This window comes from Citrobacter sp. Cpo061 (assembly GCF_030332845.1).
Taxonomy (GTDB): Bacteria; Pseudomonadota; Gammaproteobacteria; order Enterobacterales; family Enterobacteriaceae; genus Citrobacter; species Citrobacter portucalensis.
This window is the reverse complement of sequence record NZ_JAOWHB010000054.1, coordinates 139,762-165,526: the sequence shown is the minus strand read 5'-3', so window position 1 is coordinate 165,526 and position 25,765 is coordinate 139,762. Positions and strand designations below refer to the sequence as shown.

Sequence of the window (25,765 nt, the reverse complement as noted above, 5' to 3'; positions counted from 1 at the left end):
AAGCCGCAGAGCGCGGCTTTTCAGATTGGGCAGACGTTACTGCGGGAACCACTGATCGCTGATTTTCTGGTACGTGCCGTCAGTTTTGATTGCCGCCAGCGCGCTGTTCAGTTTTTCCAGCAGGGCTTTGTTATCCGGGCGAACCGCGATGCCAAGGCCAGTACCGAAGTATTGCGGATCGGTTACTTTGTCAGTGGCTACGCCTAACTGCGGGTTGGTTTTCAGCCATTCGTTAACCACAGCGGTATCGCCAAATACGCCATCAATACGGCCATTTTTCAGGTCGATAATCGCATTCTGATAGCTATCGTAGGCCACGGTTTTCACCTCAGGATGTTTGTCCTGCAGGTATTTCTGATGGGTGGTGCCGTTTTCCATACCGATTCGCTTACCTTTCAGGTCGGCAAAGGTTTTATAGGTGTCTTTTTTCGCAATCACCAGCGCGGAGTTGGCATAGTAAGGCTGAGTAAATGCAACCTGCTTGCTACGCTCAGGTGTGATATCCATTCCGGAAATTACCGCATCATATTTCTTGAATTTCAGCGCGGGGATCAGGCTGTCGAAAGCGTGATTGGTGAAAGTACATTCTGCCTGCATTTGTTTGCACAGCGCCGTTGCCAGGTCGATGTCAAAACCGACAATTTTATTGCTCGCGTCCAGTGATTCAAATGGCGGATACGTGGCTGATACACCGAAACTAATTTTATCAGCAGCTGAGGCGCCAGCGGCGAAAGTAGCAAGTAATGCGGCCAGTACTAACTTTTTCATGGTGGAACTCCCGTCTGTCAATCTTATGATTATTACCGTGTCTGCGGCGTGGAGTAACAATGCCATTTAATGAATTTATATGCAATAAAAATGATTAAGTATTTTTTTTCTGATATAAAAAAAGACGGACAATTTAGGTTGTTGTCCGTCTTCATTATTTTGCTTTATGCATATTTGCCGGATGGCGGTGCTAGCACCTTATCCGGCCTACAAAAGGTGCATGAACCGTAGGCCTGATAAGCGTAGCGCCATCAGGCATATGCTTAATTCCGGTGTTCAAACGCCAGCGCTTTACGTTCGATTAAGCGCATCATCAGCGTCAGCAAACCGTTGACGATCAGATAAATCACACCTGCCGCACCGAAGACCATAACGTCATAAGTACGACCGTACAGCAGCTGGCTATAGCCCATGACTTCCATCAGCGTGATAGTGTAAGCCAGTGAGGTACTTTTAAATACCAGCACCACTTCGTTGGAATACGAGGAGAGGGCGCGTTTAAAGGCGTACGGCAACAGAATCGCCAGCGTATCCTTTTTGCTCATCCCTAACGCTCCGCAGGACTGCCACTGGCCTTCCGGGATTGCACGGATAGCGCCGTAGAACAGTTGCGTAGTGTAGGCCGCACTGTTTAACGACAGCGCAATTAAGGCGCATAACCAGGGTTCAGAGAGCAGATGCCACAGTACCGGATATTCTTGCAATGCCGGAAACTGTCCTGGTCCGTAGTAGATCAGGAAGATTTGCACCAGCAGCGGTGTACCGGTAAACAGCGTGATATAAGCGCGAACCAGCCACACCAGCACCGGCGTTTTCAGCGTCAGGATGACGGTGAAGATCAGCGCCAGCACCAGAGCAACCACGATGGAGGCGACCGTCAGCGTCAGGCTGGTATGCAGCCCTTTCAACAATTCAGGTAAATACTCAAGCATCAGCCTGGTCTCCGCTCAAAACGTGTCGCGCGCAGGTCAATGCGTTTGAGAATGTACTGACTCACCAGCGTAATCACCAGATAAATAGCGGCCGCCACAATGTACCAGGTAAACGGCTCCTGGGTGCGGGTGGCAATACTCTTCGTTTGCAGCATCAGATCGTTCACGCTGATAAGGCTGACCAGCGCGGTATCTTTCAGCAATACCAGCCACTGGTTACCCAGTCCCGGTAAGGCATGACGCCACATCTGCGGCATCACCAGACGAAAGAAGATCGCAGCTTTAGACAAACCCAACGCCTGACCTGATTCCCATTGTCCGAGTGGCACGGCCTTCAGCGCGCCACGCAGCGTTTGCGACGCGTAAGCGGCGTACAGTAATGACAGTGCAATGACACCGCACAGGAACGGGCTGACGTCGAAGTTTTCGATCTGCATCTGAACCGGGATTTGTACAAACCCGAGATTGATCGTAAAGCCATCGGCCAGCGTCAGCAGCAGCTGTGAGGAGCCGAAATAGATAAACAGAACCACCAGAATTTCTGGCAGACCGCGCAGGATGGTGACCAGGGCCGAGCCCGCCCATGCCACCGGGCGCCATTTTACTGACTCCCAGACGGCAAAAAACATGGCGAGCGCAAGGCCAATGATCAGCGCACAAACGGCAAGGCCGACGGTCATCCCGGCGGCGCTTGCTAAAGGAAAAAATTCATTCATCAAATATTACTTCTGGAACCATTTGTTGTAGATGGTCTCGTAAGTCCCATCTTTCTTCACTTTTTCCAGCGCAGCGTTAAATTTCTGCTGTAGCTCGGTATTGCCCTGGCGCACAGCAATGCCCAGACCGGTACCGAAGTAATCTTTATCCGTCACTTTGTCACCAACCGCGGCAAGCTTAGGATTGTCTTTCAGCCACTCGGTTACTACTGCGGTATCACCAAAGACGCCGTCAATACGACCATTTTGCAGATCGAGTTTGGCATTCTGGTAGCTGTCATACGGCACAGTGGTCACTTCCGGATGTTTATCCATGATGAATTTCTGGTGCGTAGTACCGTTTTGAACGCCGACTTTTTTACCTTTCAGCTGGTCAATGCTGGTGTATTTACCCTGCTGGCCCACAAACAGCGCAGAGTTGTCGTAGTAAGGGGTGGTGAACAGCACCTGTTTTTCACGCTCTGGGGTGATGTCCATACCGGCCATTACCGCGTCAAAACGACGGAATTTCAGGCTTGGGATCAGGCTGTCGAAGGCCTGATTGGTGAAGGTACAAGTAGCGTCAATCTCTTTACACAGCGCGTTTGCCAGATCAACGTCAAAACCTACGATCTTGTTATTCGCATCGATAGATTCAAACGGAGGATAAGACGCTTCGGTGGCGAAACGAATGGTTTGGGCTGCGGTAGCGGAAAGACTAAAACCTGCGATTAGCGCGGCAATCAGAACTTTTTTCATTGTATTGTCCCGAATCTTAGTGAGAAAGATAGTTTTTAAACGCTTCGGTTTGCGGGTTGGCAAAGCAGCTCGCATCCCCAAACTCGACGATATGACCGTTTTCCATATACACCACACGACTGGCCGTTTTACGTGCAACTTCCACTTCGTGGGTGACGATCACCTGAGTAATGTTGGTTTCCGCCAGTTCGCGAATGATGCTGACGATTTGGGCGGTAATTTCCGGGTCAAGCGCGGCGGTCGGTTCATCAAACAGCAGCACCTGCGGCTCCATCATCAACGCGCGGGCAATGGCTACACGCTGTTGCTGTCCACCGGAAAGATGTAATGGGTAACGATCGCTGTAAGGCTTGAGGCGCAGACGTTCCAGCAGTTTCTCGGCGCGCGCCATTGCCTGCTCTTTTGTCAGACCGAGCACACGGCAGGGCGCTTCAATCAGGTTCTGCACAACCGTGAGATGCGGCCAGAGATTATATTGCTGAAAGACCATGCCCACGTTCTGACGCAGATCCCGAATGGCTTTATCTGACGGGGTCTTCGTGAAGTCGAAACGGTTGCCTGCAATAGAGAGCGTACCCGAGCGCGGCATCTCAAGCAGGTTGAGTACGCGCAGCAGCGAGCTTTTCCCGGCTCCACTTGGGCCAAGTAACACCAGTGTTTCACCCTGAGGGCAATCCAGCGTGATATCGAACAGCGCCTGATGTGCGCCGTAGAAGCAGTTAATGCCGTTTAATTGAATACTCATTGACACTCGATACTGGCAGTCTGATAGCTATTGAAGCCGCAGATACTACCTTTGACAGAATAGTTATGCAATATTTATGCGTTAAAAGTTAAATGCAAACCGCATTCTTCTCTAAACATAGCACAAAATAGCGGGGCCACCAGTGGGCAAGAATAAATGTCGGCATTCTATGCAGAATGCCAGACAATTTATGGGGGTTATGATTTAAGCGGGTGAATGGGGCGGTTAGCGGTTTTCGACAGACTGGCGCAGCGTCCCGGCTGGCGCGTGTACGCTGCCGCCCAGATAGCGTACATCATCAACGACCCAGCACTGACCTTCACGGATCATCAGCACTTCATCACGCCAGCTTTGGTCACCCTGTTTCAGCTCTACGCGCAGTGGAATGTTGCGTGCATCACTATTCGGAATAGTCGATGCGCTGGCGACACTGGCGCTGTCTGGTAACGTAGCGCGACTGGAGAACGGATCGCTGTTAAACAGATCGCGGTGTGCATTATCACGGCTGGCATCGGTCAGCAGTTTAGCCAGATTGTCGCTCAGGTACGGACGAAGGGCGGTAATATCATTGTTTCGATGCTGAATACGGTAATCATAGAATTGTTGAGCCACGCTGTCTGGCCCACCTTCTATGCATGAACCACTACGCGTGCCGTTATCTTTATAGACCGGCGTCACGGTCGTACAGGCGCTGAGAAGTAGTGCACATGGAACCAGCAGAGAGAGTTTCGAATAGCGCATAATGATTTCCTTATAAGCTTCCTACTAATTGTGTTCTACGATGAACAATTCGGTCTCACTAAAGATTGTATGATCGATTAACACATTGTTTTTGCTAAAGCAAATTCGCGGACACCCCACCTGAAGTATGTTGGTGGCGCTCGTTGCCAGCTTCAGCTTTAGTATATCAACCTGCAACGGGGCGTTGGCGGCCATTCATGCTTCTTATACTGTATAGACCATCTGAGCATTTGCATGTTCCATTTGCCGCGCTTTACGCCTGGCTAAACAAAATTCATGCCGTGCTGTTGGCTATAAGGGACTCCGGATGGCTAAAATAAGAGTTGCTTAATCTCGGTGCCCGTGCGTTAATGATCCGGTCGGTTTGAATAACAGACGATATACAAAGTAGTTTACTCAAGCAGTTCTCATTTTCAGGTGTAATCCGTTTATCCCCTCTTTGAGTCTCTTCATTAAGCACTACGAAGTTTCTGTCATAAAAACCAAGCTTGCCGAAAGGCTCAAATTAAGGAATAAATATATGTCTACTAAAATGACTGGTTTAGTTAAATGGTTCAATCCTGAAAAAGGTTTTGGCTTCATTACGCCTGCAGATGGCAGCAAAGATGTCTTTGTCCATTTCTCAGCGATTCAAAGTAATGAGTTTAAGACGCTGAATGAAAACCAGAAAGTCGAATTCGGTGTGGAGCAGGGACCTAAAGGTCCATCCGCAATTAATGTTGTGGCGCTTTGAGGTAACTATTATTACTAATCATATTCACTTTCGCTGTCCATGTTGCCATGGCTCCCAATGCAGAACATCAACCTTTGATGTTACTGAAGGAAATCCATTCGGGGCAAAATGTATTTTTTGTAAATCAAAAATGATTACATTTGATAACGTAGCAATGTACATTCAGTCCGGCCAGGCGCCATTAGATTTCAGAAAATAATAACTTCAGGCCCCCAAACATCTGGGGGCTTTTTTATTTCTGGCGGCATAACAGTCAAATAAAAATAAAAAACGCACCACCTGAAACCGCTACACATCAACAAGGATAGCAGTTTTATTTGGCGGGCTTTCCTTTGAGTGTCATAGTGTATTGGTTTGATAATGCTTTTGAGGTCGTGCTCTTAGCGCAAAAAGGAGATTAATGATGCAGTTTTCGACAACCCCTACGCTGGAAGGACAGAGCATCGTGGAGTACTGCGGTGTTGTTACCGGTGAAGCCATTTTAGGCGCGAATATCTTCCGCGATTTTTTTGCCGGTATTCGCGATATTGTCGGCGGTCGCTCCGGCGCGTATGAAAAAGAGCTGCGTAAAGCGCGTGAAATTGCTTTTCAGGAGCTGGGCGAACAGGCGAAAGCGCTGGGTGCTGATGCGGTGGTCGGTATCGATATCGATTACGAAACCGTAGGCAAAGACGGTAGCATGCTGATGGTGAGCGTCAGCGGTACCGCGGTGAAAACTCGCCGATGAAACGTCTGTTGTGTCTGCTGGCATTTACGCTGTTGCTGGTGGGATGTGCTGGCGAAAAAGGGATTGTCGACAAAGACGGGTATCAGTTAGATACCCGCCGTCAGGCCCAGGCTGCTTATCCGCGCATTAAAGTACTGGTTATCCATTACACGGCCGATGATTTTTACTCTTCCCTGGCTACGCTGACCGATAAAAACGTCAGTTCACACTATTTGATCCCCGCAGTGCCGCCGCTTTACCATGGTAAACCGCGTATCTGGCAACTGGTGCCGGAAAAAGATCTGGCCTGGCATGCGGGGATTAGCTTCTGGCGCGGTGCTACGCGTATTAACGATACCTCAATTGGTATTGAGCTGGAAAACCGCGGCTGGCAAAAATCAGCGGGCAGCAAGTATTTTGCGCCGTTTGAGCCCGCGCAGATTCAGGCGTTAATCCCATTGGCGAAAGATATCATCGCCCGCTACGACATAAAACCGCAAAACGTGGTGGCTCATGCAGACATTGCGCCGCAGCGTAAGGACGATCCCGGTCCGCTGTTTCCGTGGCAAGCACTGGCCGCTCAGGGCATTGGCGCATGGCCGGATGCTCAGCGTGTGGCATTTTATCTCGCCGGACGAGCGCCCCATACGCCGGTAGAAACTGCGTCATTGCTCGATCTGCTGTCACGCTATGGCTATGAGGTAAAACCCGAGATGACGCCGCGTGAACAGCAGCGGGTGATTATGGCGTTCCAGATGCACTTCCGCCCGACGTTGTGGAATGGCGTGGCGGACGCGGAAACGCAGGCGATTGCCGAAGCGTTACTGGAGAAATACGGGCAGGGTTAACGCAGACACCAATGCCTGATGGCGCTTCGCTTATCAGGCCTACGGTTAATTTGGCAGGTTTTTCCGCCACCCTGCAATGGCTATCAGCCTAACGCGGCAGCTTACCGTGGTCGCGCAGCCAGGCCGCGGTACGCTCAATCCCTTCATCCAGCGTCACAACGGGCTGATAACCTAACTCTTCCTGGGCGCGGCTGGTATCCAGCGTAAAGTCAAAATTCAGCTTCGAAACGCCGTAATGCGTAAGCTTTGGCTCTTTCGCCGATTTATTGCCTAAGCGCTCCATGCTGCGGGCAATCATGTCCAGCATCGGGTAGGGCACAGAGCGGATACGGCAATCAATATTCAGCTCGTCGATAAGTTTCTGCACAATACTGCGCAGGGTGCGATGTTCACCGTTGGTTATATTGTACGCACGACCCGACGGCAGCTTATCGCAGGCTTGCTGACTCGCCAGCCACATCGCGTGAACCGCGTTCTCGTAATAGGTCATATCCACCAGCGCACTCCCGCCGTGCGGCAACAGGATGCTGCCGTAGTGGTACATCATATGGGCGAGGCGGGGAATAAAGACTTTATCGTGAGGTCCGAACAAGCTTTGTGGGCGCAAGACAGTAAAGCGAGTCTGCGGGTTGGCCTGGGCGAGCAGCGCAATCACCTCTTCACCAGCCGCTTTGCTGCGGGCGAATTCGTTGGCGAAGCGATGGGGACGGAAGTCTTCTTTGATATCGCGATGATGGTGATAATCAAAATACAGCGACGGAGAGGAGATATGAATAAAGTTACGTACGCCCCAGGCTACGGCCCACTCGCCCAGACGGCGGGTAGCACGAACGTTGGCCAGATCAAAAGCTTCCTGAGTTCCCCATGGAGAGGTGAAACTGGAGCAGTGCCACAGCGTGTCAATGCCGGCCAGCATCACTTTTGCCTGCGAAGAAACCAGCTCGGTCAAATCCGCATGCACAAACTCTGCGCCCATTTTCTCCAGCAGCTTGCCCATCGCTTCGTTGCGACCGGTGGCTCTGACGCTGACGCCTTTGCTGCATAAAAACTCAACCGCGTTTCGGCCCAAGCCGCTGGTGGCTCCGGTAACCAGTACCTTCATATCAATCCACTGTGTTTAAAAAACGTCGTGCGCATTCTTCCGTGAATTACGCCTGTATGCAATGGGAAACATGAAAGAATACAGGCTCTTTTTATCATTAGTCTGTGATTTGTTCTGCAAGTTTGGCTATACGCTTCGCCATCCCCCTGAAAATGAACAGGTGGGCGGGGATCATCAACAGCCAGTAGAAGAGGCCAGGCATACCGTGCGGATGCCACCACGCGCGTACATCAATGCGTCGGTGATCGCCTTTATCTTCCAGTGTGAAGCTCAGGCGACCCAGTCCCGGCGCTTTCATCCCAAACAGCAGCGTCAGCTGTTTCTCCGGCTCAACGATGATGACTTTCCAGCTATCAACGGTGTCGCCAACTTGCAATAGTGGGTGTTCGGGACGACCTTTTGCCAGCTTATGGCCGACCAGCAGGTCCAACGCCGCGCGCGTCTTCCATAGAATATTGCCAAAGAAATAGCCTTCTTTGCCGCCGAGTCGATTCACAACCTGCCACAGCGCTTTTGTGCTGGCAGAGGTTTCAACGCTAAAGCCAGCTTGTTTGGCGAAATAGCCATATTCTGGACGCCAGCGGGCAAACGCCTGTGCGTCGTAACCCCAGTCGCTGGAGTTGACCAGCTTCTCTTCTTCCTTCAACGTGCTGCGCACCGCGTCATCAAAGGCAATCAGTTTTTGAGGGATCAGCGCACGTAATTCGGTGTCATCGGCCAGCAGGTCGTGTTTTAAGCCCTGGATCAGCGCTTTGGCCGTGGTTGGCGGCACTGACGTAATGACGTTTAAAAACCAGACCGAAATCCAGCGGGTAGGAAAGGGGATGGGGATGAGCAGGCGATGTTTACCGCTGACCGCCATAAAATGCTCGAACTGTTCCTGATAGCTCAACACCTGCGGCCCGGCGGCTTCGAGGACGCGGTGATGTGGTGTGGGATTTTCCAACAATGCCACCAGATAGTACATTAAATTCTCCAGCGCGATAGGCGTGGTACGCGAGCGTACCCAGCGTGGAGGGGTGAGAACCGGCAGGTTGTAAACCATATCGCGCATGACTTCAAAGGCAGCGGAACCCGCTCCCACGATAATGCCCGCGCGCAATTCCGTCATTGGCACGCCTGACTCGCGCAAGGTGTCCGCGGTTATCTGTCGTGCACGCAGATGATCGGATTGTTCATGCCGGGGAGCCTGCAATGAGCTCAGGAAAATAAGCTGTTTAACTGGCGTATTACGCAGCGCATCGCGCACGTTCATCGCGACCTGACGTTCGTGGGCGATAAAATCACCGCCTTCGCCCATACCATGAACCAGATAATAAACCGTATCAACACCCGTCAGCAGCGGGGTGAGGTTATCTGGCCAATTCAAATCGACCTTGTGGCAACTGACATTGGCCAGTTGCTGCTTTTCCAGCCGTTCAATGCGACGTGCCGCAGCCAACACCTGGTGCCCTTGCTGACTGAGCGCCTGTACCAAATGCTGACCAATGTAGCCACTGGCGCCAAGAACCAAAATCCGTTGCGGCACGCCCATCTCCTTATTGGGTTAAAAAAGCGCGCCAGTGGGCGACGACTTCAGCAAGTTGTTCACGTGATACGTCCAGGTGCATCACCAGGCGCACAATCGGGGAGGCGTTAATCAGCACACCTTGCGCTTTCATATACTCGCCCAGCGCGGTAGCGTGCTCTTCGCCAACGCGAACAAACAGCATGTTGGTGTCGTGGCGCATGACGTCCGCCCCTGCTTCGCGCAGCTGCTCCGCCATCCAGGCGGCGTTGTCATGATCTTCCTGCAAACGCGCCACGTTATTTTTCAGCGCATACAGCCCGGCCGCTGCCAGAATACCGGCCTGACGCATTCCGCCGCCGGTCATTTTGCGCCAGCGAATAGCGCGTTTGATGTACTCGTGGCTGCCGACCAGCAGTGAACCAACGGGGGTACCGAGGCCTTTGGAGAGGCAAATGGTGAACGAATCACAGTATTGCGTGACATCTTTAAGTTCACAGCCGTAGGCGACGATGGCGTTAAAAATACGTGCGCCGTCGACGTGCAGGGCAAGATTACGCTCACGGGTGAATTCCCAGGCGTCTTTCAGATACTCGCGCGGCAGCACTTTGCCGTTGTGGGTATTTTCCAGGCTGAGCAAGCGGGTGCGGGCAAAATGGATATCGTCCACTTTGATTTTTGCAGCTACTTTGTCCAGAGGCAGGGAGCCATCCGGTGCGGCGTCGATAGGTTGCGGTTGAATGCTACCGAGCACCGCTGCGCCACCTGCTTCGTAGAGATAGTTATGCGCGCCCTGGCCGGCAATGTACTCTTCGCCACGCTGACAATGGCTGAGCAGCGCCACCAGGTTAGCCTGAGTACCGGTAGGTAAGAAAATAGCGGCTTCTTTACCAGAAAGCTCTGCGGCGTATTGCTGGAGGGCGTTAACGGTAGGGTCGTCTCCATACACGTCATCCCCGACCGGGGCTGCCATCATCTCTTCCAGCATGGCGCGACTCGGCCGGGTGACGGTATCACTGCGTAAATCAATCATGGTGTCTCCTTATTACACTTCATCCTTCAGGCTGCCTCGGCGTTGGCCGCACCCTTAAACCCCAGTCACATAGTATACCTATGCTCCTGGGGATTTTCGGGCTAGCCGCCTTGATGCATCATGAATGATTTTGTGTGTGATTTAATAAGGATGTTTTACCTGAGCCAGTTCGTTTTCGCCAGTTCGATCACTTCATCACCGCGTCCACTGATGATTGCACGCAGCATATACAGGCTAAAACCTTTGGCCTGTTCGAGTTTGATCTGCGGCGGGATCGCCAGCTCTTCTTTCGCCACGACCACATCGACCAGCACCGGGCCGTCAATCGACATCGCCCTTTGTAGCGCTTCATCAACCTCTGAGGATTTTTCCACGCGAATGCCTGTAATGCCACAGGCTTCGGCAATCCGTGCGAAGTTGGTGTCGTGCAGTTCGGTGCCGTCGGTCAGATAACCGCCCGCTTTCATCTCCATTGCGACAAATCCCAGTACGCTGTTGTTGAAGACAATAATCTTCACCGGCAGCTTCATCTGGACAACCGACAGAAAATCTCCCATCAGCATGCTAAAGCCGCCGTCACCGCACATTGCCACAACCTGGCGTCCTGGTTCGGTGGCTTGTGCACCGAGTGCCTGCGGCATGGCATTCGCCATCGACCCGTGGTTAAACGATCCGAGCAGGCGACGTTTGCCGTTCATTTTCAGATAGCGTGCTGCCCACACCGTTGGCGTACCAACGTCGCAGGTAAAGATTGCATCGTCAGCGGCAAAGTGGCTGATCTGTTGCGCCAGATACTGCGGGTGAATGGCTTTATCGCTGGGTTTGGCTAAATCATCCAGCCCTTTGCGCGCCTCGCGATAGTGCTCCAGCGCTTTGTCCAGGAACTGCCGCTCGGTTTTCTCTTCCACCAGAGGCAGTAGGGCACGGAGAGTGGATTTAATATCGCCTACCAGCGCCATATCCACTTTACTGTGCGCGCCAATGCTCGCCGGATTGATATCAATCTGAATAATTTTGGCGTCGGTGGGGTAGAACGGGCGATAGGGGAACTGAGTGCCAAGCAGGATCAGCGTGTCGGCATTCATCATGGTATGGAAGCCGGATGAAAAGCCAATCAGCCCGGTCATACCCACGTCATAGGGGTTATCGTACTCAACATGCTCTTTACCACGCAGGGCGTGAACAATCGGCGCTTTGATTTTAGCCGCAAACTCAACCAGTTCTTTATGCGCACCGGCGCAGCCACTACCGCACATCAGGGCGATATTGCTGGAGTAGCGCAGCAGTTGCGCCAGTTTTCTCAGCTCTTCTTCTTGTGGAGTCACCACCGGGAGCGGCGCATGATACCAGTGCGTGGTGGCGCTTTCAGGTGCAGGTTTTAGCGCCACGTCACCGGGTAAAACCACCACGGAAACGCCACGGTTGAGCACCGCCTTACGCATGGCAATTGCCAGCACCTGTGGGATTTGTTCTGGGCTGGAAACCAGCTCGCAATAGTGGCTACATTCGCGGAACAACTCTTGCGGGTGGGTCTCCTGAAAATAACCGCTGCCTATTTCACTGGAGGGAATATGCGCGGCGATTGCCAGTACCGGGACGTGGTTACGGTGACAATCAAACAGCCCGTTGATCAGGTGCAGGTTGCCTGGCCCGCACGAGCCTGCGCAGACGGCCAGTTCGCCCGTCAACTGCGCTTCAGCGCCCGCAGCGAAGGCTGCAACCTCTTCATGACGGGTTGGCATCCAGTCAATTGTTCCCATACGATTCAGACTGTCACTCAGACCATTAAGTGAGTCACCCGTTACACCCCAAATGCGTTTTACGCCAGCCTGTTCGAGTGTTTTAGCAATAAAAGCGGCAACCGTTTGTTTCATGGTTTTCCTTCTCCTCTAATGTGATACCGGTTACAAGTTTAGATGAAGATAATAGTTATGCTTCTCATTTCCCCCTTATTTCCGGCAGGTTTCATTTAACCTGTATTAAGCGTAGTTTGTTATTGGACATGGTGAAACAAGGAATAAATTCAAATGGTTACAAAACTATTAAATTCAGTTAACCGAGTACTGACTCACGAAGATTTTGGCAAGTTATTGTTACGCTTTGCCGTCGGTGGGCTGATGCTGTTTCATGGGCTGCATAAACTCTTTGCGGGTATTGATGGCATCAGCGGTATGTTGATAGCGAAAGGTTTCCCAGGCTTTATTGCGTATGGCGTTCTGTTGGGAGAGGTTGTGGCACCGTGCCTGATTATTCTTGGCATCCTGACGCGTCCGGCGGCGTTAGGGCTGGCGTTTACGATGGTTGTTGCATGGCTGATGGTCGGGATGGGTGAAACCTGGACACTGGATAAAACCGGTGCATGGGCGATTGAAAGTCTGGTTTATTTCTTTATCGGCGCGCTGGCCGTGGCGTTTTTGGGGGCGGGGCGTTACTCCGTTGCCGGGAATTCTGCCTGGCGATAGTTACCATCTGAGAGTCTATACCGAGGCGGGAAAGCGTAGCATTGCTCCGCCTCGTCGTTCAATTTGTCGCTACTCTATGTCGTCACTGTTCCATAGTTTGTGCCGACGTCTCAGCGCTCGCTGCGTCAATGCCCTTGCCATCGCGGCGCCTATTTCAGCGCTGACCACCAGTCCCTGAATAAACGGACGATCGTGCATCAACCACGGCAGCCCGCCAAAAGCGATGCGATTGCGGGCGTTTTCCGGCGCTTGCAGCGTGTAATCTTCGCCGATATCCGGGATCTCATCGCCACAGGCCAGCAGTTGATCGCGTAGTGTTGGGAACGGGATATCTTTGTTCTGCAATGCCCGTTGTCCTCGGGCGTCAATAAACACATCAAATTCGCAGCGCTGACCGTGGTGGGAAATTACCGTCATTTCCTGTTCATTCATGCGCTCATAATCTGTGCCGAGCGCGAGGATCTCAATCAGCCCGGCTTCGTGCAGCGCCAGCAGTCGGCGAACTGACTCTGACGGGATTGCCGCATAGTTATCAATAAATACCCGCGCCAGTCCGTACCTGAAACGTTTTTCGTCGCGGGTATCAAGATGAGGGACTATCTCCTCGATAACCTCGTGCAGGCGCAGCAAGGTATAGCGCCAGGCGACGGTATGTTGTTTCTGCTTGTTGCGCTCAACTTCTACCAGGTTACGTCTCGCCCAGTCAAAAGGGTCATGTCTGAGCCTGTCGGCGAAATAGACTTCGGGGAACGTGTCGGCGTTAAGCGTCGCAAGCGCCACCTGTTGGCACCAGCCTGGCGCTGCGTCTTGCAGTTGTTGCACCATAAGCTGAAAGATGCGGTCCAGTAATCCGTTTTGTCCATAGGCAATGGCATCTTCAATTGCTTCTGGCGTCGCGATATTCAGCGATTCATACGGAAGGGGGCAGTAAAAATCCGCTTCAGGCAGTACCCCGCTGCGCGACATCAGGGTTAGTTTCAGGTTTTGACTGTCGGATTTAGGTGTAAATTGCAGTGAATGGTCGGTATTGGTAGTGAAGGTGCCATGCTGACTGGCCACAGCCATCGCGGCGTCGATAGCACTTAATGAGGTGCCCAGAATCCCTACCCGGCAAGCACCAATCTGCGCGTCCATCAGACCGGTCCACGGACTTGGGAAAAATTTGCGTTCCTGAGCATCCGTTTCAGGCCACAGATGACCAGTGGCGATAGCGGCGAAATCCACCTCAACGGGTTGTGACGCGTGGTTGATCCACAAAGAAACCCCATTCGGGTCTGCTCGCAGGTCGGTGACTTCGCTTGATTCATGTATGCGAATCGTGAAACCGGCTTGTTGCGCTTTCTCGACAATGGCTAAAAAACGATTGCGATAATAGTCGCCGAGGATCACGCGGGGCAAAAATTGCCGCTCATGCAAAGAGGTGCGTTCAATTTGAAACTGGGCCAGATAGTCATCACTTTGATTCTGAAGCCACGTCAGATAACTGATATAGATCGGCGGGATCTCAATGCTGGCTATATTTGCCAGCATGTGGTCTGCGTTGTTGTCGCTATTGTAAGGCATGCCAACGCCCGCCTCTTCAGCTTGCTCGTAAAGCTCTATTTCCAGCGGTTCACCGCGCTCAACCAGGGCATGAAATGTATAAATCCCGGTGGGACCGACGCCGACAATGGCCACTTTTTTCATGGGGATCCTTGTAGAAAGTTCGACGTGGTAGTCAGGGATTATGTTTAATCTGCGCAGGGTAAGTGTGGTCGATAATTTGCGGGGAGAGTGAAAACATCAGAATTTTGCAACGCCTGACAGCATAAAAAAAGGCCACCCGGTACAGCCAGGCGGCCTTTTGCACATCAGATACCGGCCAATTACGCCAGCACTAAATCACCCTGCGGATGACAGGAACAAGCCAGCACATAACCTTCAGCGATTTCTGCGTCGGTCAGCGTCATGGTGCTGCTGATCGTGTAGTTACCGTCAACCACTTTGGTTTTGCAGCAGCCGCAAACACCTGCACGGCATGCGGCGACAACCGGAACCTTGTTGCTTTCCAGCGCTTCCAGCAGCGTACTGCCCACCGGCGCGTAGAACTCTTTCGCCGGCTGTAGCTTGGTAAACTTCAGGCCACTGGTGGCGGCTTCGGCAACAGGTGTGAAGAACTGCTCTTTAAAGAAGCGCGTCACACCCAGCGCTTTGACTTCTTTCTCGACCAGATCCATATAAGGTGCCGGGCCACAGGTCATCACGGTACGCGAGGTCAGATCCGGTACGCTTTTCAGCAGTTCAGTCGTCAGTCGGCCGGAAACAAAACCTTCTGTGGCATTGTTTTCAGCAACTAATGTCACCGGATATTCGCGCCACTCGTCGGCAAAAATGACATCTTGCGGCGAGCGAACGTTAAAGATTACCTGTACATCCGCTTGTGGGCGGTACTTTGCCAACCAGCGACGCATTGACATGATTGGCGTGACACCACAGCCGGCGGCCAGCATCAGGAACTTGTCTTCCGCTTTATCTTCACAGGTGAACTCACCCATTGCATCCGACAGCCAGATATAGTCGCCGCGCTTCACGTCGCGGGTTAGCCACTGTGAACCTGCGCCATCGTCAATCCGGCGGATGGTCAACGTGATGTACTCGTTAACGCCCGGCGTTGAAGAAATGGTGTAAGCACGCAGTGTATCCGCTGAATTACGTACGCTGACCAGTGCATATTGCCCGGCGCGGTAAGGATAATAATCGTGGCATAGCAACGAAATTGTCCATACATCCGGCGTTTCCTGATGGATGTGGTGAACCTGCATCCGCCATGGGCACTGATGAGTTGGCATTGTCATTCTTTACTCCTTACGCGCTCAGCAGTTGCTTCATGTCTTCTTCAACGGTGGTCACGGAACGCAGACCAAATTTCTCGTTGAGAACTGCCAGCAGATCCGGTGTGAAGAAACCAGGTGCAGTCGGGCCAGTGACGATGTTTTTCACGCCCAGAGACAGCAGGGTCAGCAGAATAACAATCGCTTTCTGTTCGAACCAGGAGAGCACCAGAGACAGCGGCAGATCGTTCACGCCACAGCCCAGTTTCTCAGCCAGGGTTACCGCCAGGATGATGGCAGAGTAAGCATCGTTACACTGACCAGCATCCACCAGACGCGGCAGGCCTTCGATATCTCCGAACTCCAGTTTGTTGAAGCGGTATTTACCGCAAGCAAGGGTCAGGATCAGGCAGTCATCCGGCACGCTGGTGGCGAAGTCGGTGAAGTAGTTACGTTCACCACGTGCACCGTCACAACCGCCAACCAGGAAGATGTGACGCAGTTTTTCGCGGCTCACCAGGTCGATCAGGGTATCAGCAGCGCCCAGCAGGGTCTGACGACCGAAACCTACGGTGATAAGGTGCGGGATTTCGCTGTACGGGAAGCCAGCCATCTGCTGTGCCTGAGCGATAACCGGACCGAAGTTGTCGCCTTCGAGGTGGCTCACACCCGGCCAACCGACGATGCTACGGGTCCAGATACGGTCGTCGTACGCGCCAACGGTCGGGTCGATGATGCAGTTAGAGGTCATGACGATCGGACCTGGGAAGCGGGCAAACTCTACCTGCTGGTTCTGCCAGCCGCTGCCGTAGTTACCGATCAGGTGCTTGAACTTACGCAGTTCCGGGTAGCCGTGCGCCGGCAGCATTTCACCGTGGGTATAAACGTTAACACCGGTACCTTCGGTCTGCTCCAGCAGGTTGTACAGATCTTTCAGGTCGTGACCGGAGATCAGGATGCACTTACCTTCGGTCGCTTTTACGTTGACCTGAGTCGGGGTTGGGTGACCGTATTTGGTGGTTTCACCGGCGTCCAGAATGCTCATCACTTTGAAGTTCATCTGGCCGATTTCCATTGAACACTCCAGCAGAGCGTTCATATCGGCAGGCCAGGTACCCAGCCACGCCATGATTTTGTGGTACTGAGCGTAGATTTCGTTGTCGTACTGACCGAGAACGTGCGCGTGCTCCATGTAAGCTGCCGCACCTTTCAGGCCGTACAGACACAGCAGACGCAGGCCGAGAATGTTCTCGCCAATGGCTGCTTTGTCTTTGTTCGGGGTAAATTCAGCGGCCTGACGTTGCAGGTCACCCAGATCGTCGCTGACCAGTTGCAGATCGGCCATCGGGTTGGTGACCGCTGCGTTCGCGTCGATGTTCAGGCATTGCGCTTTCAGGGCGTCGCGCATGGCGATAGCTTCACGGGCATAGCCAACAATACGCGGGGAATCGAAGTTAACGTTAGTCAGCGTGGAGAAGAACGCACGCGGCGCAAAGTTATCAACCTCATGGTCGATGATGCCGTATTCACGTGCTTTAACAGCCCATGCAGACAGACCTTGTAGGGAAGCAATCAGCAGATCCTGCAAATCGGAGGTCTCAGCCGTTTTACCGCACATACCCTGCGCGTAAGAGCAGCCGTTTCCTGCCGGAGTACGGATGGTTTGTTCACATTGCACACAAAACATGGTCACACCTTTTAAAGTTATATTTAATATACATGTTTAAGATTATGCCTGTGCGCGAAGGGATAAAAGGGATTTCTACTACTACTTGCAGGGAGATTGATTTAGCGCAATTTTGGCGGTAGCTGACTACCGCCAGAGAGGTATTTGTTCCGGCGTCAGGCGGAGAAAAACGCCATCAGCAGAGGCACTAACAGACTCAGAATAAAGCCGTGGACGATGGCTGCCGGGACCATTTCCAGACCGCCGCTGCGTTGTAAAACGGGCAGGGTGAAATCCATTGATGTCGCGCCGCATAATCCCAGCGCGGTAGAGCGGCTGCGGCCCACCATTCCTGGAATCAACATAATGGCGATCAGCTCACGGGCCAGGTCGTTAAAGAAGGCGGCACTACCAATTACGGGCCCGAACGATTCGGTTAACAGAATACCGGACAGGGAATACCAGCCAAAACCTGATGTCATCGCCAGCGCGGTTTTCAGCGGTAGACCGAGGATCAAGGCATTGATAACCCCCGCCAGCATCGAACTGGCGACGACGACGACGGCCACGATCATCCCCCGACGGTTCAACACAATTTGCTTTAAGGTCATGCCGCTATTGCGCAGTTGAATCCCCACCAGGAACAGTAAAAAGATTAACGTATATTCGCTGGCTTCGGTGGCATGCTGCAGAATGGGAAGCCCAGTGAGGCCGAGCAGGAAACCGACGACGACGACGCCGCAAAGCTGAAGCGACTCAAGCGCCATTGCAATTCGCGAGGGGAGCTTTTCTTGCTTGTGGTTGTGTCTCCAGGGCAGCGAACGCTCCAGCCAGAACAGCGCCGCAATATTACACAGTATAATGACCGTCACGCTGACCGCAGAATAATGAAGAATGGCTAACAGGTTGCTGGCGAGATTATCCAGAAACGCCAGGCTAATACCCATAAAAAAGAGAATAAGGTAGACGATCCAGCTTAACAGGCGATTGATAAGTTGTAATGCAGTCCTGTGCCGGAGCGGAATAAGGTAGCCCACAATAAGGGGAACCAGAATGATTAACAGCCCTGAAAACATGAAAATCAGATCCTTGCTGAGAAGTAAGACGAAATGCGTCACTATAACCTAAATAATTCAAGTTGCAGGAAGGCGGCAAGGGAGTGAATCCCCGGGAGCGTACATAAGTACGTGACTGGGGGGAGCGAGCGCAGTCAACACATCTGCAACTTGAAGTATAACGGGTACACACACTACTCAATGCAAAGAGGGGAGTAAAGTTGCAAATAAAAGGAAATATAGAGAGGAACAAAAAGACCTGACTTTCGCCAGGCCTTTTTGTTAGCGATTAATCGCGTTTTTCCAGCAGGGTGCGGTAAATAAGACCGCCGAGAACCCCACCGATAATCGGCATGACCCAGAAGAACCACAATTGTTGCAATGCCCAGCCGCCCTGGAAAATGGCTACTGCGGTACTACGTGCCGGGTTTACGGAGGTGTTGGTGACCGGAATACTGATCAAGTGAATCAGTGTTAACGCCAGACCAATTGCGATAGGTGCAAAACCTGCCGGAGCATGTTTATCGGTCGCACCGTGGATCACTAATAAGAAACCTGCGGTCAGAATAATTTCAATGACGACGGCAGAAAGCATGGAATAACCGCCTGGTGAATGTTCACCAAAGCCGTTCGAAGCAAAACCACTGGCCGTTGCATCAAAACCTGCTTTACCGCTGGCAATAAGATACAGTGCCGCAGCTGCAACAATACCGCCCACAACCTGAGCAATAACGTAACCAATAACATCTTTTGCCGGGAAACGACCGCCAGCCCATAAACCGAAGGTTACCGCCGGGTTAAAATGCCCACCTGAAATATGACCCACAGCGAATGCCATGGTTAATACTGTCAGGCCGAATGCCAGCGCGACACCGGCAAATCCAATTCCCAATTCCGGGAATGCGGCTGCCAGCACTGCACTACCGCACCCACCAAAAACGAGCCAAAACGTACCGAAGAATTCAGCTGCTAATTTCCTGAACATAACCACCTCAATTAAAAGTTCCGGGTTCGTGTTCCTTGCCCGGTAATTCATCGCTAAAAGGGACGATGATGAAAGAGCGGGTATTTTAGAAAAAAATATCATCCCTTCGCCAGTTAAATTGATGAAAAAATTTGATTTAAGGCAATATGTTGCGATTCCTTTTTGAATCTTGGGTGAATGAAGCATAGTTCAATTAGCGAAAGGACGATGATTAAGTTCTGAAATTATATTCAGGAGAAAACATAAGAAGAATATTCTTATTTTTTTTGCTTTTGCGATTCACACCAGATTGATATCGGGTGTCCTGAGCGCCCGCTTGCCGTTATACTCCTGATAACTTGAAGGAAAAAGTTAGCATTTCCGGAGGCTATATGATTCTCGAACGCGTTGAGATTGTTGGATTTCGCGGTATTAACCGTCTGTCGTTGATGCTGGAGCAGAGCAACGTGCTGATTGGGGAGAACGCGTGGGGTAAATCCAGTCTGCTGGATGCCTTAACCCTGCTGCTGTCGCCGGAGTCAGACTTGTATCATTTTGTCCGCGAGGATTTCTGGTTCCCGCCGGGTGATATACAGGGCCGGGAACACCACCTGCACATTATCCTGACGTTTCGTGAATCCCAGCCGGGTCGTCACCGGGTGCGTCGCTATCGTCCTCTGGAAGCCAGTTGGACGCCTTGCCAGGATGGCTATCACCGCATTTTTTATCGCCTGGAAGGCGAGTGTGCGGATGACGGTAGCGTTCTTACCTTGCGCAGTTTTCTTGATGGCGACGGCCATCCATTACCTCTCGATGACATTAACGATCAGGCGCGCCACCTTGTGCGTCTGATGCCTGTACTGCGTCTGCGCGACGCGCGATTTATGCGACGGATCCGCAACGGTACCGTGCCGGACTCGGCGGATGTCGAAGTCACCGCCCGCCAACTGGATTTTCTGGCGCGTGAGCTGGCTACCCGGCCGCAAAACCTGACTGACGGGCAGATCCGCCAGGGGTTATCGGCCATGGTTCAGTTGTTGGAGCACTATTTTTCCGAGCAGGGGGCTGGCCAGTCCCGCTACCGTCTGATGCGCCGTCGCTCCAATAACGAACAACGGAGCTGGCGCTATCTGGACATTATTAACCGCATGATTGATAAACCCGGCGGACGTACGCACCGGGTTATTCTGTTGGGCCTGTTTTCGACCTTGTTGCAGGCCAAAGGCACGCTAAGGCTGGATAAAGACGCCCGACCTTTACTGCTGGTGGAAGATCCGGAAACGCGTTTACATCCCATCATGCTGTCGGTGGCCTGGCACTTGTTGAATTTACTGCCTCTGCAGCGAGTGGCGACCACCAACTCTGGTGAGCTGCTGTCCCTTACGCCTGTTGAGCATGTTGTTCGTCTGGTACGTGAATCATCCCGCGTCGCTGCCTGGCGGCTGGGGCCGGGTGGGATCAGTGCAGAAGATGGTCGGCGAATCGCATTTCATATTCGTTTTAATCGTGCGTCATCGTTGTTTGCCCGCTGCTGGCTGCTGGTGGAAGGTGAAACGGAAACCTGGGTTATTAACGAACTGGCCCGCCAGTGCGGACACCACTTTGATGCAGAAGGGATTAAAGTCATTGAATTTGCCCAGTCCGGTCTTAAGCCGCTGGTTAAATTCGCCCGCCGGATGGGGATAGAGTGGCATGTGCTGGTCGATGGCGATGAAGCCGGGAAAAAGTACGCGGCCACGGTACGTAGCTTATTGAATGACGACAGAGAGGAAGAGCGTGAGCATTTGACCATGCTCCCCGCGCTGGATATGGAACACTTTATGTATCGCCAGGGGTTTGCTGACGTCTTTCACCGGGTGGCGCAAATCCCTGAGAATGTGCCTATGAATATGCGCAAAATTATCTCCAAGGCGATACATCGTTCGTCAAAACCGGATTTGGCCATTGAGGTGGCGATGGAAGCCGGGCGGCGGGGCGTTGATGCGGTGCCAACGCTGCTGCGAAAAATGTTTTCCCGCGTGCTGTGGCTGGCACGCGGCAGAGCGGATTAGTGGCGAAACATCGACGACAGCTGCGAATGGATGCTGTCCAGTAGCTGATAGCGGCGGCGGTATTCTGCGCGTTTTTTGCTGGCAATATCCGCCTCGCTTTTTCGCGCCAGCGTGCGTGGAATATGATAGTACCCGTTGCTGTCGCACTCACCGCCAACCGACTCCCAAAAAGTGTTGTAGTCGGAAAGAATTACCTTGTTTTTATCGTCGTAGCGCGGGCTACGAAAAATATGCTGTTCATTGCTTACAGCCAGAATTTGTTCGATATTTAATTGTTCCGCAAAACAGCAAATGGCTTCCATCACAATACGTTTTGGGAAAATCCCATGGCATGATTTGGTCGCTTTTTGAATTTCTTCATGTGGCAGTAATCGGCTTCCTCCCTGTAACCCGCCAATAAACAACGTACTGTTCCCTTCATAATTGCACAGCGTAAACGTCATTTCCGCTAAAGTCTCGCCAGCGCAATTGCGTACCAGAATGGTGCTTTCACCTTCTTTATCCAGTATGATGAATGAAGTCATTATTACACTAAATACTTCGCTATTTTTTCCCTCAATTTGTGCTAGTTGTAATCCATCTTCACTTAAATAATCCTTAAATTCAGTGGCTGAAAAAAAGCTGCGGATAGCATTGTAGTGATAACGCACGGCATCCAGTTTCGTTTTGTGGTCAAGGTTTTTCGCGAGATAGGCGCGATGCAAACGAACCGGCAATCGTGGCTGGCGTGCAAGTATGCTATCAAGGTCAGGCCATTGCGCCAACTCGGTCATCCATTCACGCGTTAATCGCGGCATAAGCGCTGAGCGCAACAAAAACTTACGACGAAAGCTACGCTGATGCCAAAATTGTCCTGGGCGCCAATGTCCGGTCATCAGGCTACAAAAGAGGCTAAAACTTGTGACTGGTTTTGAGGAAAGAAAAGTGCTTTCAGTTAGCTGGCTCATAATATAAATCCGATTGATACCTTTGTACTAATTTCAGCACAGCGGATCTTAACCATTCATCAATAACTCTGTTATTCTTGCGCTTTTCAACGGCGATTTATTTAACGTTGATGATTAGCACTCCACTCTGGTGGGCGTATTGGGGGAATTGGGACATTTATGAAGCTCAAGGGAAAAATCAAAAAACGCTATTTTCTGTTCGCCGTCATCCTTATTGTGGCGGTAATTGCACTTTGGCGAACGCTTAATGCGCCTTTACCTCAGTATCAAACATTAATTGTTCGACCTGGCGATCTGCAACAAAGCGTACTGGCGACCGGTAAGCTGGATGCGCTGCGTAAAGTTGACGTCGGGGCGCAGGTCAGCGGGCAGTTAAAAACGCTGTCGGTCGCGATTGGCGATAAAGTGAAAAAAGATCAGTTGCTCGGTGTTATCGATCCTGAACAGGCGCAAAACCAAATCAAAGAGGTTGAAGCGACGCTGATGGAATTGCGCGCCCAGCGTTTACAAGCCGAAGCTGAGTGGAAGCTGGCGCGGGTCACTCTCTCCCGCCAACAACAGCTGGCGAAAACTCAGGCCGTTTCACAGCAGGATCTCGACACGGCGGCCACCGAAATGGCGGTCAAACAGGCGCAAATTGGCACAATTGACGCGCAAATTAAGCGTAATCAGGCCTCTCTCGATACGGCGAAAACCAACCTTGATTACACCCGCATCGTTGCGCCAATGGCTGGCGAAGTAACACAAATTACTACCCTGCAGGGGCAAACCGTTATTGCCGCCCAGCAGGCACCTAACATTCTGACCCTGGCCGATATGAGCACCATGCTGGTAAAAGCGCAGGTTTCTGAGGCTGATGTAATTCACCTGCATCCTGGGCAAAAGGCCTGGTTTACCGTGCTGGGCGATCCGCAGACGCGTTACGAAGGTAAGCTCAAAGATGTTCTTCCGACGCCAGAAAAAGTGAATGACGCGATTTTCTACTATGCCCGCTTCGAAGTTCCCAACCCGAAAGGGATCCTGCGTCTGGATATGACCGCGCAGGTCCATATCCAGCTCACTGATGTCAAAAATGTCCTGACCATCCCGCTGTCGGCGCTGGGCGATCCTATTGGCAACAACCGCTATAACGTCAGACTACTGCGTAACGGCGAAACCCGCGAACGTGAAGTGGTTATCGGCGCGCGTAATGACACCGATGTGGAGATCGTGAAAGGGCTGGAAGAGGGGGATGAAGTTATTACCGGTGAGGGCAACGCTGGAGCTGCAAAATGACAGCATTGCTTGAGCTGAGCCATATCCGCCGCAGCTATCCGTCAGGTGAAGGCCAGGTTGAGGTGTTGAAGGACGTATCCTTGAGCATTCAGGCCGGGGAAATGGTGGCGATTGTCGGGGCGTCGGGTTCGGGTAAATCGACGCTGATGAACATTCTCGGCTGTCTGGATAAGCCAACCAGCGGTACGTATCGGGTTGCCGGACGCGATGTCTCTACGCTGGATAGCGATGCGCTAGCGCAACTCCGTCGTGAGCATTTTGGTTTTATCTTCCAGCGCTATCACCTGCTGTCGCATTTAACCGCCGCACAAAATGTTGAGGTACCGGCGGTCTACGCTGGCACTGAACGTAAGCAGCGCCTGGCGCGTGCGCAGGAATTACTCCAGCGGCTGGGGTTGGGTGACCGGGTTGACTATCAACCTTCCCAGCTTTCCGGTGGTCAGCAGCAGCGGGTCAGTATCGCGCGTGCGCTGATGAACGGGGGGCAGGTTATTCTTGCCGACGAACCCACCGGTGCACTGGATAGCCATTCCGGCGAAGAGGTGATGGCGATTTTGCATCAGCTGCGCGATCGCGGGCATACGGTAATTATCGTTACTCACGACAGCCAGGTCGCCGCGCAGGCCGAACGGGTCATTGAAATTCGTGACGGCGAGATTGTGCGCAATCCACCGCCACAGAAACCCTCTGGCGGACGCGATATCGCGGAGCCAACGGTGAAAACGGCATCCGGCTGGAGCCAGTTTGTCAGCGGTTTTCGTGAAGCGCTTACGATGGCCTGGCTGGCAATGGCCGCGAATAAGATGCGTACGCTACTGACCATGCTTGGGATCATCATCGGTATTGCTTCGGTGGTGTCGATCGTGGTGGTTGGCGATGCGGCTAAACAACTTGTGCTGGCAGATATTCGCGCTATAGGTACTAACACCATTGATATCTATCCAGGCAAAGACTTCGGCGACGACGATCCGCAATATCAACAGGCGTTGAAGTATGACGATTTGACGGCGCTACAGAAGCAGCCCTGGGTCAGTTCAGTAACGCCTGCGGTGTCGAAGAACCTGCGGTTACGCTATGGCAATATCGACGTTGCTGCCAGTGCTAATGGCGTTAGCGGCGACTATTTCAACGTCTATGGCATGACATTTAGCGAAGGGACCACCTTTAACGCCGAGCAACTGGCGGGGCGCGCTCAGGTGGTGGTGCTCGACAGCAATACCCGTCGTCAGTTGTTCCCCAATAAAGCGAAAGTTGTTGGCGAAGTCGTGCTGGTGGGGAATATGCCTGCCACGGTGATTGGTGTTGCAGAAGAGAAACAGTCGATGTTTGGCAGTAGCAAGATCCTGCGTGTCTGGCTGCCTTACAGCACTATGTCCGGGCGTATTATGGGACAGTCGTGGCTGAACTCGATCACCGTGCGGGTGAAGGATGGTTTTGACAGTGCCCAGGCCGAACAGCAACTGACCCGACTGTTGACGTTGCGCCACGGTAAGAAGGATTTCTTCACCTGGAATATGGACGGCATCTTGAAAACCGCCGAAAAGACCACACGTACATTACAACTCTTCCTGACGCTGGTGGCGGTGATTTCGCTGGTGGTCGGTGGGATTGGCGTGATGAATATTATGCTGGTTTCAGTAACCGAACGAACGCGTGAGATTGGTATTCGTATGGCGGTTGGCGCTCGCGCCAGTGACGTGCTGCAACAGTTCTTAATTGAAGCGGTGTTAGTGTGTCTGGTTGGCGGCGCGTTGGGCATTAGCCTGTCGATGCTGATCGCTTTTACGCTACAGCTATTTCTGCCGGGCTGGGAAATTGGATTCTCACCCGTCGCGCTGTTGACGGCGTTCCTGTGTTCGACTGCAACCGGTGTGTTGTTTGGCTGGTTACCGGCGCGGAATGCGGCACGTCTGGATCCAGTAGATGCTCTGGCGCGGGAATAATGCCACAGAGATAAAAATGCCAG

At 52.3% G+C, this 25,765-nt stretch carries 24 protein-coding genes; 8 read left to right on the top strand and 16 right to left on the bottom strand.

From position 1 onward, the window contains the following. Positions 1–36: 36 nt before the first annotated feature. The 6 genes from artJ to OGX97_RS20975 form a co-directional block, all read right to left on the bottom strand. Positions 37–768, bottom strand: a complete 732-nt coding sequence (gene artJ, locus OGX97_RS21000) for an arginine ABC transporter substrate-binding protein ArtJ (protein ID WP_279850752.1) — start codon at positions 766–768, stop codon at positions 37–39. Between the two features lie 263 nt (positions 769–1,031). Beyond that, positions 1,032–1,700 (bottom strand): arginine ABC transporter permease ArtM, encoded by a 669-nt coding sequence (gene artM / locus OGX97_RS20995; RefSeq protein ID WP_003840185.1) that lies wholly within the window; start codon positions 1,698–1,700, stop codon positions 1,032–1,034. After that, positions 1,700–2,416, bottom strand: coding sequence for an arginine ABC transporter permease ArtQ (gene artQ / locus OGX97_RS20990; protein WP_003027301.1), 717 nt, complete (start codon positions 2,414–2,416; stop codon positions 1,700–1,702). The genes artM and artQ overlap by 1 nt, the downstream gene beginning before the upstream one ends. A gap of 6 nt (positions 2,417–2,422) precedes the next feature. Then, positions 2,423–3,154, bottom strand: a complete 732-nt coding sequence (artI, locus tag OGX97_RS20985; protein ID WP_003027298.1) for an arginine ABC transporter substrate-binding protein ArtI — start codon at positions 3,152–3,154, stop codon at positions 2,423–2,425. Between the two features lie 16 nt (positions 3,155–3,170). Next, a complete protein-coding gene (gene artP, locus OGX97_RS20980; protein ID WP_003027295.1) occupies positions 3,171–3,899 on the bottom strand; it encodes an arginine ABC transporter ATP-binding protein ArtP in 729 nt (242 codons plus the stop codon). 225 nt (positions 3,900–4,124) lie between these two features. After that, complete coding sequence (locus OGX97_RS20975; protein ID WP_003834409.1) at positions 4,125–4,640, bottom strand: lipoprotein; 516 nt, start codon at positions 4,638–4,640, stop codon at positions 4,125–4,127. A 520-nt stretch (positions 4,641–5,160) separates the two neighbouring features. On the opposite strand from OGX97_RS20975, the gene cspG reads away from it, so the two are divergent. The 4 genes from cspG (at position 5,161) to OGX97_RS20955 (ending at position 6,927) form a co-directional block, all read left to right on the top strand. After that, positions 5,161–5,373: a cold shock protein CspG gene (gene cspG, locus OGX97_RS20970; RefSeq protein WP_020996661.1), complete on the top strand. Its 213-nt coding sequence runs from the start codon at positions 5,161–5,163 to the stop codon at positions 5,371–5,373. A gap of 10 nt (positions 5,374–5,383) precedes the next feature. Then, on the top strand, positions 5,384–5,572 hold the full coding sequence (gene ymcF, locus OGX97_RS20965; protein WP_235127593.1) for a cold shock small protein YmcF: 189 nt from the start codon (positions 5,384–5,386) through the stop codon (positions 5,570–5,572). Between the two features lie 204 nt (positions 5,573–5,776). Beyond that, the gene (locus OGX97_RS20960) at positions 5,777–6,100 is read left to right on the top strand and encodes a heavy metal-binding domain-containing protein (protein ID WP_001160725.1); all 324 of its coding nucleotides are present in this window, start codon (positions 5,777–5,779) and stop codon (positions 6,098–6,100) included. Beyond that, positions 6,097–6,927 (top strand): N-acetylmuramoyl-L-alanine amidase, encoded by an 831-nt coding sequence (locus OGX97_RS20955; RefSeq protein WP_235127178.1) that lies wholly within the window; start codon positions 6,097–6,099, stop codon positions 6,925–6,927. The genes OGX97_RS20960 and OGX97_RS20955 overlap by 4 nt, the downstream gene beginning before the upstream one ends. An 88-nt stretch (positions 6,928–7,015) precedes the next feature. Here the strand turns inward: OGX97_RS20955 and OGX97_RS20950 are convergent, their stop codons facing one another. The 4 genes from OGX97_RS20950 to poxB form a co-directional block, all read right to left on the bottom strand. After that, entirely contained in the window at positions 7,016–8,029 is a 1,014-nt protein-coding gene (locus tag OGX97_RS20950; protein WP_060683559.1) for an NAD-dependent epimerase/dehydratase family protein, read from the bottom strand. A gap of 97 nt (positions 8,030–8,126) precedes the next feature. Continuing rightward, a complete protein-coding gene (locus OGX97_RS20945) occupies positions 8,127–9,557 on the bottom strand; it encodes an SDR family oxidoreductase (RefSeq protein WP_048216410.1) in 1,431 nt (476 codons plus the stop codon). A gap of 10 nt (positions 9,558–9,567) precedes the next feature. After that, positions 9,568–10,569, bottom strand: a complete 1,002-nt coding sequence (gene ltaE / locus OGX97_RS20940; protein ID WP_048234951.1) for a low-specificity L-threonine aldolase — start codon at positions 10,567–10,569, stop codon at positions 9,568–9,570. 155 nt (positions 10,570–10,724) lie between these two features. Further along, positions 10,725–12,443: a ubiquinone-dependent pyruvate dehydrogenase gene (poxB, locus tag OGX97_RS20935; protein WP_032943955.1), complete on the bottom strand. Its 1,719-nt coding sequence runs from the start codon at positions 12,441–12,443 to the stop codon at positions 10,725–10,727. A 153-nt stretch (positions 12,444–12,596) separates the two neighbouring features. On the opposite strand from poxB, the gene OGX97_RS20930 reads away from it, so the two are divergent. Further along, a complete protein-coding gene (locus OGX97_RS20930) occupies positions 12,597–13,031 on the top strand; it encodes a DoxX family protein (RefSeq protein ID WP_257119506.1) in 435 nt (144 codons plus the stop codon). A gap of 69 nt (positions 13,032–13,100) precedes the next feature. Here the strand turns inward: OGX97_RS20930 and OGX97_RS20925 are convergent, their stop codons facing one another. The 5 genes from OGX97_RS20925 to aqpZ all read right to left on the bottom strand — a co-directional run bounded on the left by OGX97_RS20925 (position 13,101) and on the right by aqpZ (position 19,547). Then, positions 13,101–14,717 (bottom strand): FAD-NAD(P)-binding protein, encoded by a 1,617-nt coding sequence (locus OGX97_RS20925; protein WP_235127181.1) that lies wholly within the window; start codon positions 14,715–14,717, stop codon positions 13,101–13,103. Positions 14,718–14,896: 179 nt separating this feature from the next. Beyond that, positions 14,897–15,865 carry an NADH oxidoreductase gene (gene hcr / locus OGX97_RS20920; protein WP_235127182.1) on the bottom strand — a complete coding sequence of 323 codons (969 nt, stop codon included), beginning with the start codon at positions 15,863–15,865 and terminating at the stop codon, positions 14,897–14,899. 10 nt (positions 15,866–15,875) lie between these two features. Then, positions 15,876–17,528, bottom strand: coding sequence for a hydroxylamine reductase (gene hcp / locus OGX97_RS20915; protein WP_008785224.1), 1,653 nt, complete (start codon positions 17,526–17,528; stop codon positions 15,876–15,878). Positions 17,529–17,683: 155 nt separating this feature from the next. Beyond that, complete coding sequence (locus OGX97_RS20910; protein ID WP_279850754.1) at positions 17,684–18,583, bottom strand: lysine exporter LysO family protein; 900 nt, start codon at positions 18,581–18,583, stop codon at positions 17,684–17,686. Between the two features lie 268 nt (positions 18,584–18,851). Continuing rightward, the gene (aqpZ, locus tag OGX97_RS20905; protein ID WP_003840208.1) at positions 18,852–19,547 is read right to left on the bottom strand and encodes an aquaporin Z; all 696 of its coding nucleotides are present in this window, start codon (positions 19,545–19,547) and stop codon (positions 18,852–18,854) included. 371 nt (positions 19,548–19,918) lie between these two features. On the opposite strand from aqpZ, the gene OGX97_RS20900 reads away from it, so the two are divergent. Beyond that, positions 19,919–21,577: an ATP-dependent endonuclease gene (locus OGX97_RS20900; protein WP_003834292.1), complete on the top strand. Its 1,659-nt coding sequence runs from the start codon at positions 19,919–19,921 to the stop codon at positions 21,575–21,577. Here the strand turns inward: OGX97_RS20900 and OGX97_RS20895 are convergent. After that, positions 21,574–22,524 carry a VirK/YbjX family protein gene (locus OGX97_RS20895; RefSeq protein ID WP_032943951.1) on the bottom strand — a complete coding sequence of 317 codons (951 nt, stop codon included), beginning with the start codon at positions 22,522–22,524 and terminating at the stop codon, positions 21,574–21,576. The genes OGX97_RS20900 and OGX97_RS20895 overlap by 4 nt on opposite strands. A gap of 159 nt (positions 22,525–22,683) precedes the next feature. Here OGX97_RS20895 and macA point away from each other — a divergent pair, with 159 nt between their 5' ends. Both macA and macB read left to right on the top strand, forming a co-directional pair. After that, positions 22,684–23,799, top strand: a complete 1,116-nt coding sequence (gene macA, locus OGX97_RS20890) for a macrolide transporter subunit MacA (RefSeq protein ID WP_008785219.1) — start codon at positions 22,684–22,686, stop codon at positions 23,797–23,799. Then, positions 23,796–25,742 carry a macrolide ABC transporter ATP-binding protein/permease MacB gene (gene macB / locus OGX97_RS20885; protein ID WP_048215946.1) on the top strand — a complete coding sequence of 649 codons (1,947 nt, stop codon included), beginning with the start codon at positions 23,796–23,798 and terminating at the stop codon, positions 25,740–25,742. Before macA ends, macB begins: the two co-directional genes overlap by 4 nt. The last annotated feature ends 23 nt before the right edge of the window (positions 25,743–25,765 follow it).

Excerpts from the sequence above, each read along its gene's own strand:
- artJ (WP_279850752.1), bottom strand. The coding sequence starts at position 768 with ATGAAAAAGTTAGTACTGGCCGCATTACTTGCTACTTTCGCCGCTGGC.
- artM (WP_003840185.1), bottom strand. The coding sequence starts at position 1,700 with ATGCTTGAGTATTTACCTGAATTGTTGAAAGGGCTGCATACCAGCCTG.
- artQ (WP_003027301.1), bottom strand. The coding sequence starts at position 2,416 with ATGAATGAATTTTTTCCTTTAGCAAGCGCCGCCGGGATGACCGTCGGC.
- artI (WP_003027298.1), bottom strand. The coding sequence starts at position 3,154 with ATGAAAAAAGTTCTGATTGCCGCGCTAATCGCAGGTTTTAGTCTTTCC.
- artP (WP_003027295.1), bottom strand. The coding sequence starts at position 3,899 with ATGAGTATTCAATTAAACGGCATTAACTGCTTCTACGGCGCACATCAG.
- OGX97_RS20975 (WP_003834409.1), bottom strand. The coding sequence starts at position 4,640 with ATGCGCTATTCGAAACTCTCTCTGCTGGTTCCATGTGCACTACTTCTC.
- cspG (WP_020996661.1), top strand. The coding sequence starts at position 5,161 with ATGTCTACTAAAATGACTGGTTTAGTTAAATGGTTCAATCCTGAAAAA.
- OGX97_RS20960 (WP_001160725.1), top strand. The coding sequence starts at position 5,777 with ATGCAGTTTTCGACAACCCCTACGCTGGAAGGACAGAGCATCGTGGAG.
- OGX97_RS20955 (WP_235127178.1), top strand. The coding sequence starts at position 6,097 with ATGAAACGTCTGTTGTGTCTGCTGGCATTTACGCTGTTGCTGGTGGGA.
- OGX97_RS20950 (WP_060683559.1), bottom strand. The coding sequence starts at position 8,029 with ATGAAGGTACTGGTTACCGGAGCCACCAGCGGCTTGGGCCGAAACGCG.
- ltaE (WP_048234951.1), bottom strand. The coding sequence starts at position 10,569 with ATGATTGATTTACGCAGTGATACCGTCACCCGGCCGAGTCGCGCCATG.
- poxB (WP_032943955.1), bottom strand. The coding sequence starts at position 12,443 with ATGAAACAAACGGTTGCCGCTTTTATTGCTAAAACACTCGAACAGGCT.
- OGX97_RS20930 (WP_257119506.1), top strand. The coding sequence starts at position 12,597 with ATGGTTACAAAACTATTAAATTCAGTTAACCGAGTACTGACTCACGAA.
- OGX97_RS20925 (WP_235127181.1), bottom strand. The coding sequence starts at position 14,717 with ATGAAAAAAGTGGCCATTGTCGGCGTCGGTCCCACCGGGATTTATACA.
- hcr (WP_235127182.1), bottom strand. The coding sequence starts at position 15,865 with ATGACAATGCCAACTCATCAGTGCCCATGGCGGATGCAGGTTCACCAC.
- hcp (WP_008785224.1), bottom strand. The coding sequence starts at position 17,528 with ATGTTTTGTGTGCAATGTGAACAAACCATCCGTACTCCGGCAGGAAAC.
- OGX97_RS20910 (WP_279850754.1), bottom strand. The coding sequence starts at position 18,583 with ATGTTTTCAGGGCTGTTAATCATTCTGGTTCCCCTTATTGTGGGCTAC.
- aqpZ (WP_003840208.1), bottom strand. The coding sequence starts at position 19,547 with ATGTTCAGGAAATTAGCAGCTGAATTCTTCGGTACGTTTTGGCTCGTT.
- OGX97_RS20900 (WP_003834292.1), top strand. The coding sequence starts at position 19,919 with ATGATTCTCGAACGCGTTGAGATTGTTGGATTTCGCGGTATTAACCGT.
- OGX97_RS20895 (WP_032943951.1), bottom strand. The coding sequence starts at position 22,524 with ATGAGCCAGCTAACTGAAAGCACTTTTCTTTCCTCAAAACCAGTCACA.
- macA (WP_008785219.1), top strand. The coding sequence starts at position 22,684 with ATGAAGCTCAAGGGAAAAATCAAAAAACGCTATTTTCTGTTCGCCGTC.
- macB (WP_048215946.1), top strand. The coding sequence starts at position 23,796 with ATGACAGCATTGCTTGAGCTGAGCCATATCCGCCGCAGCTATCCGTCA.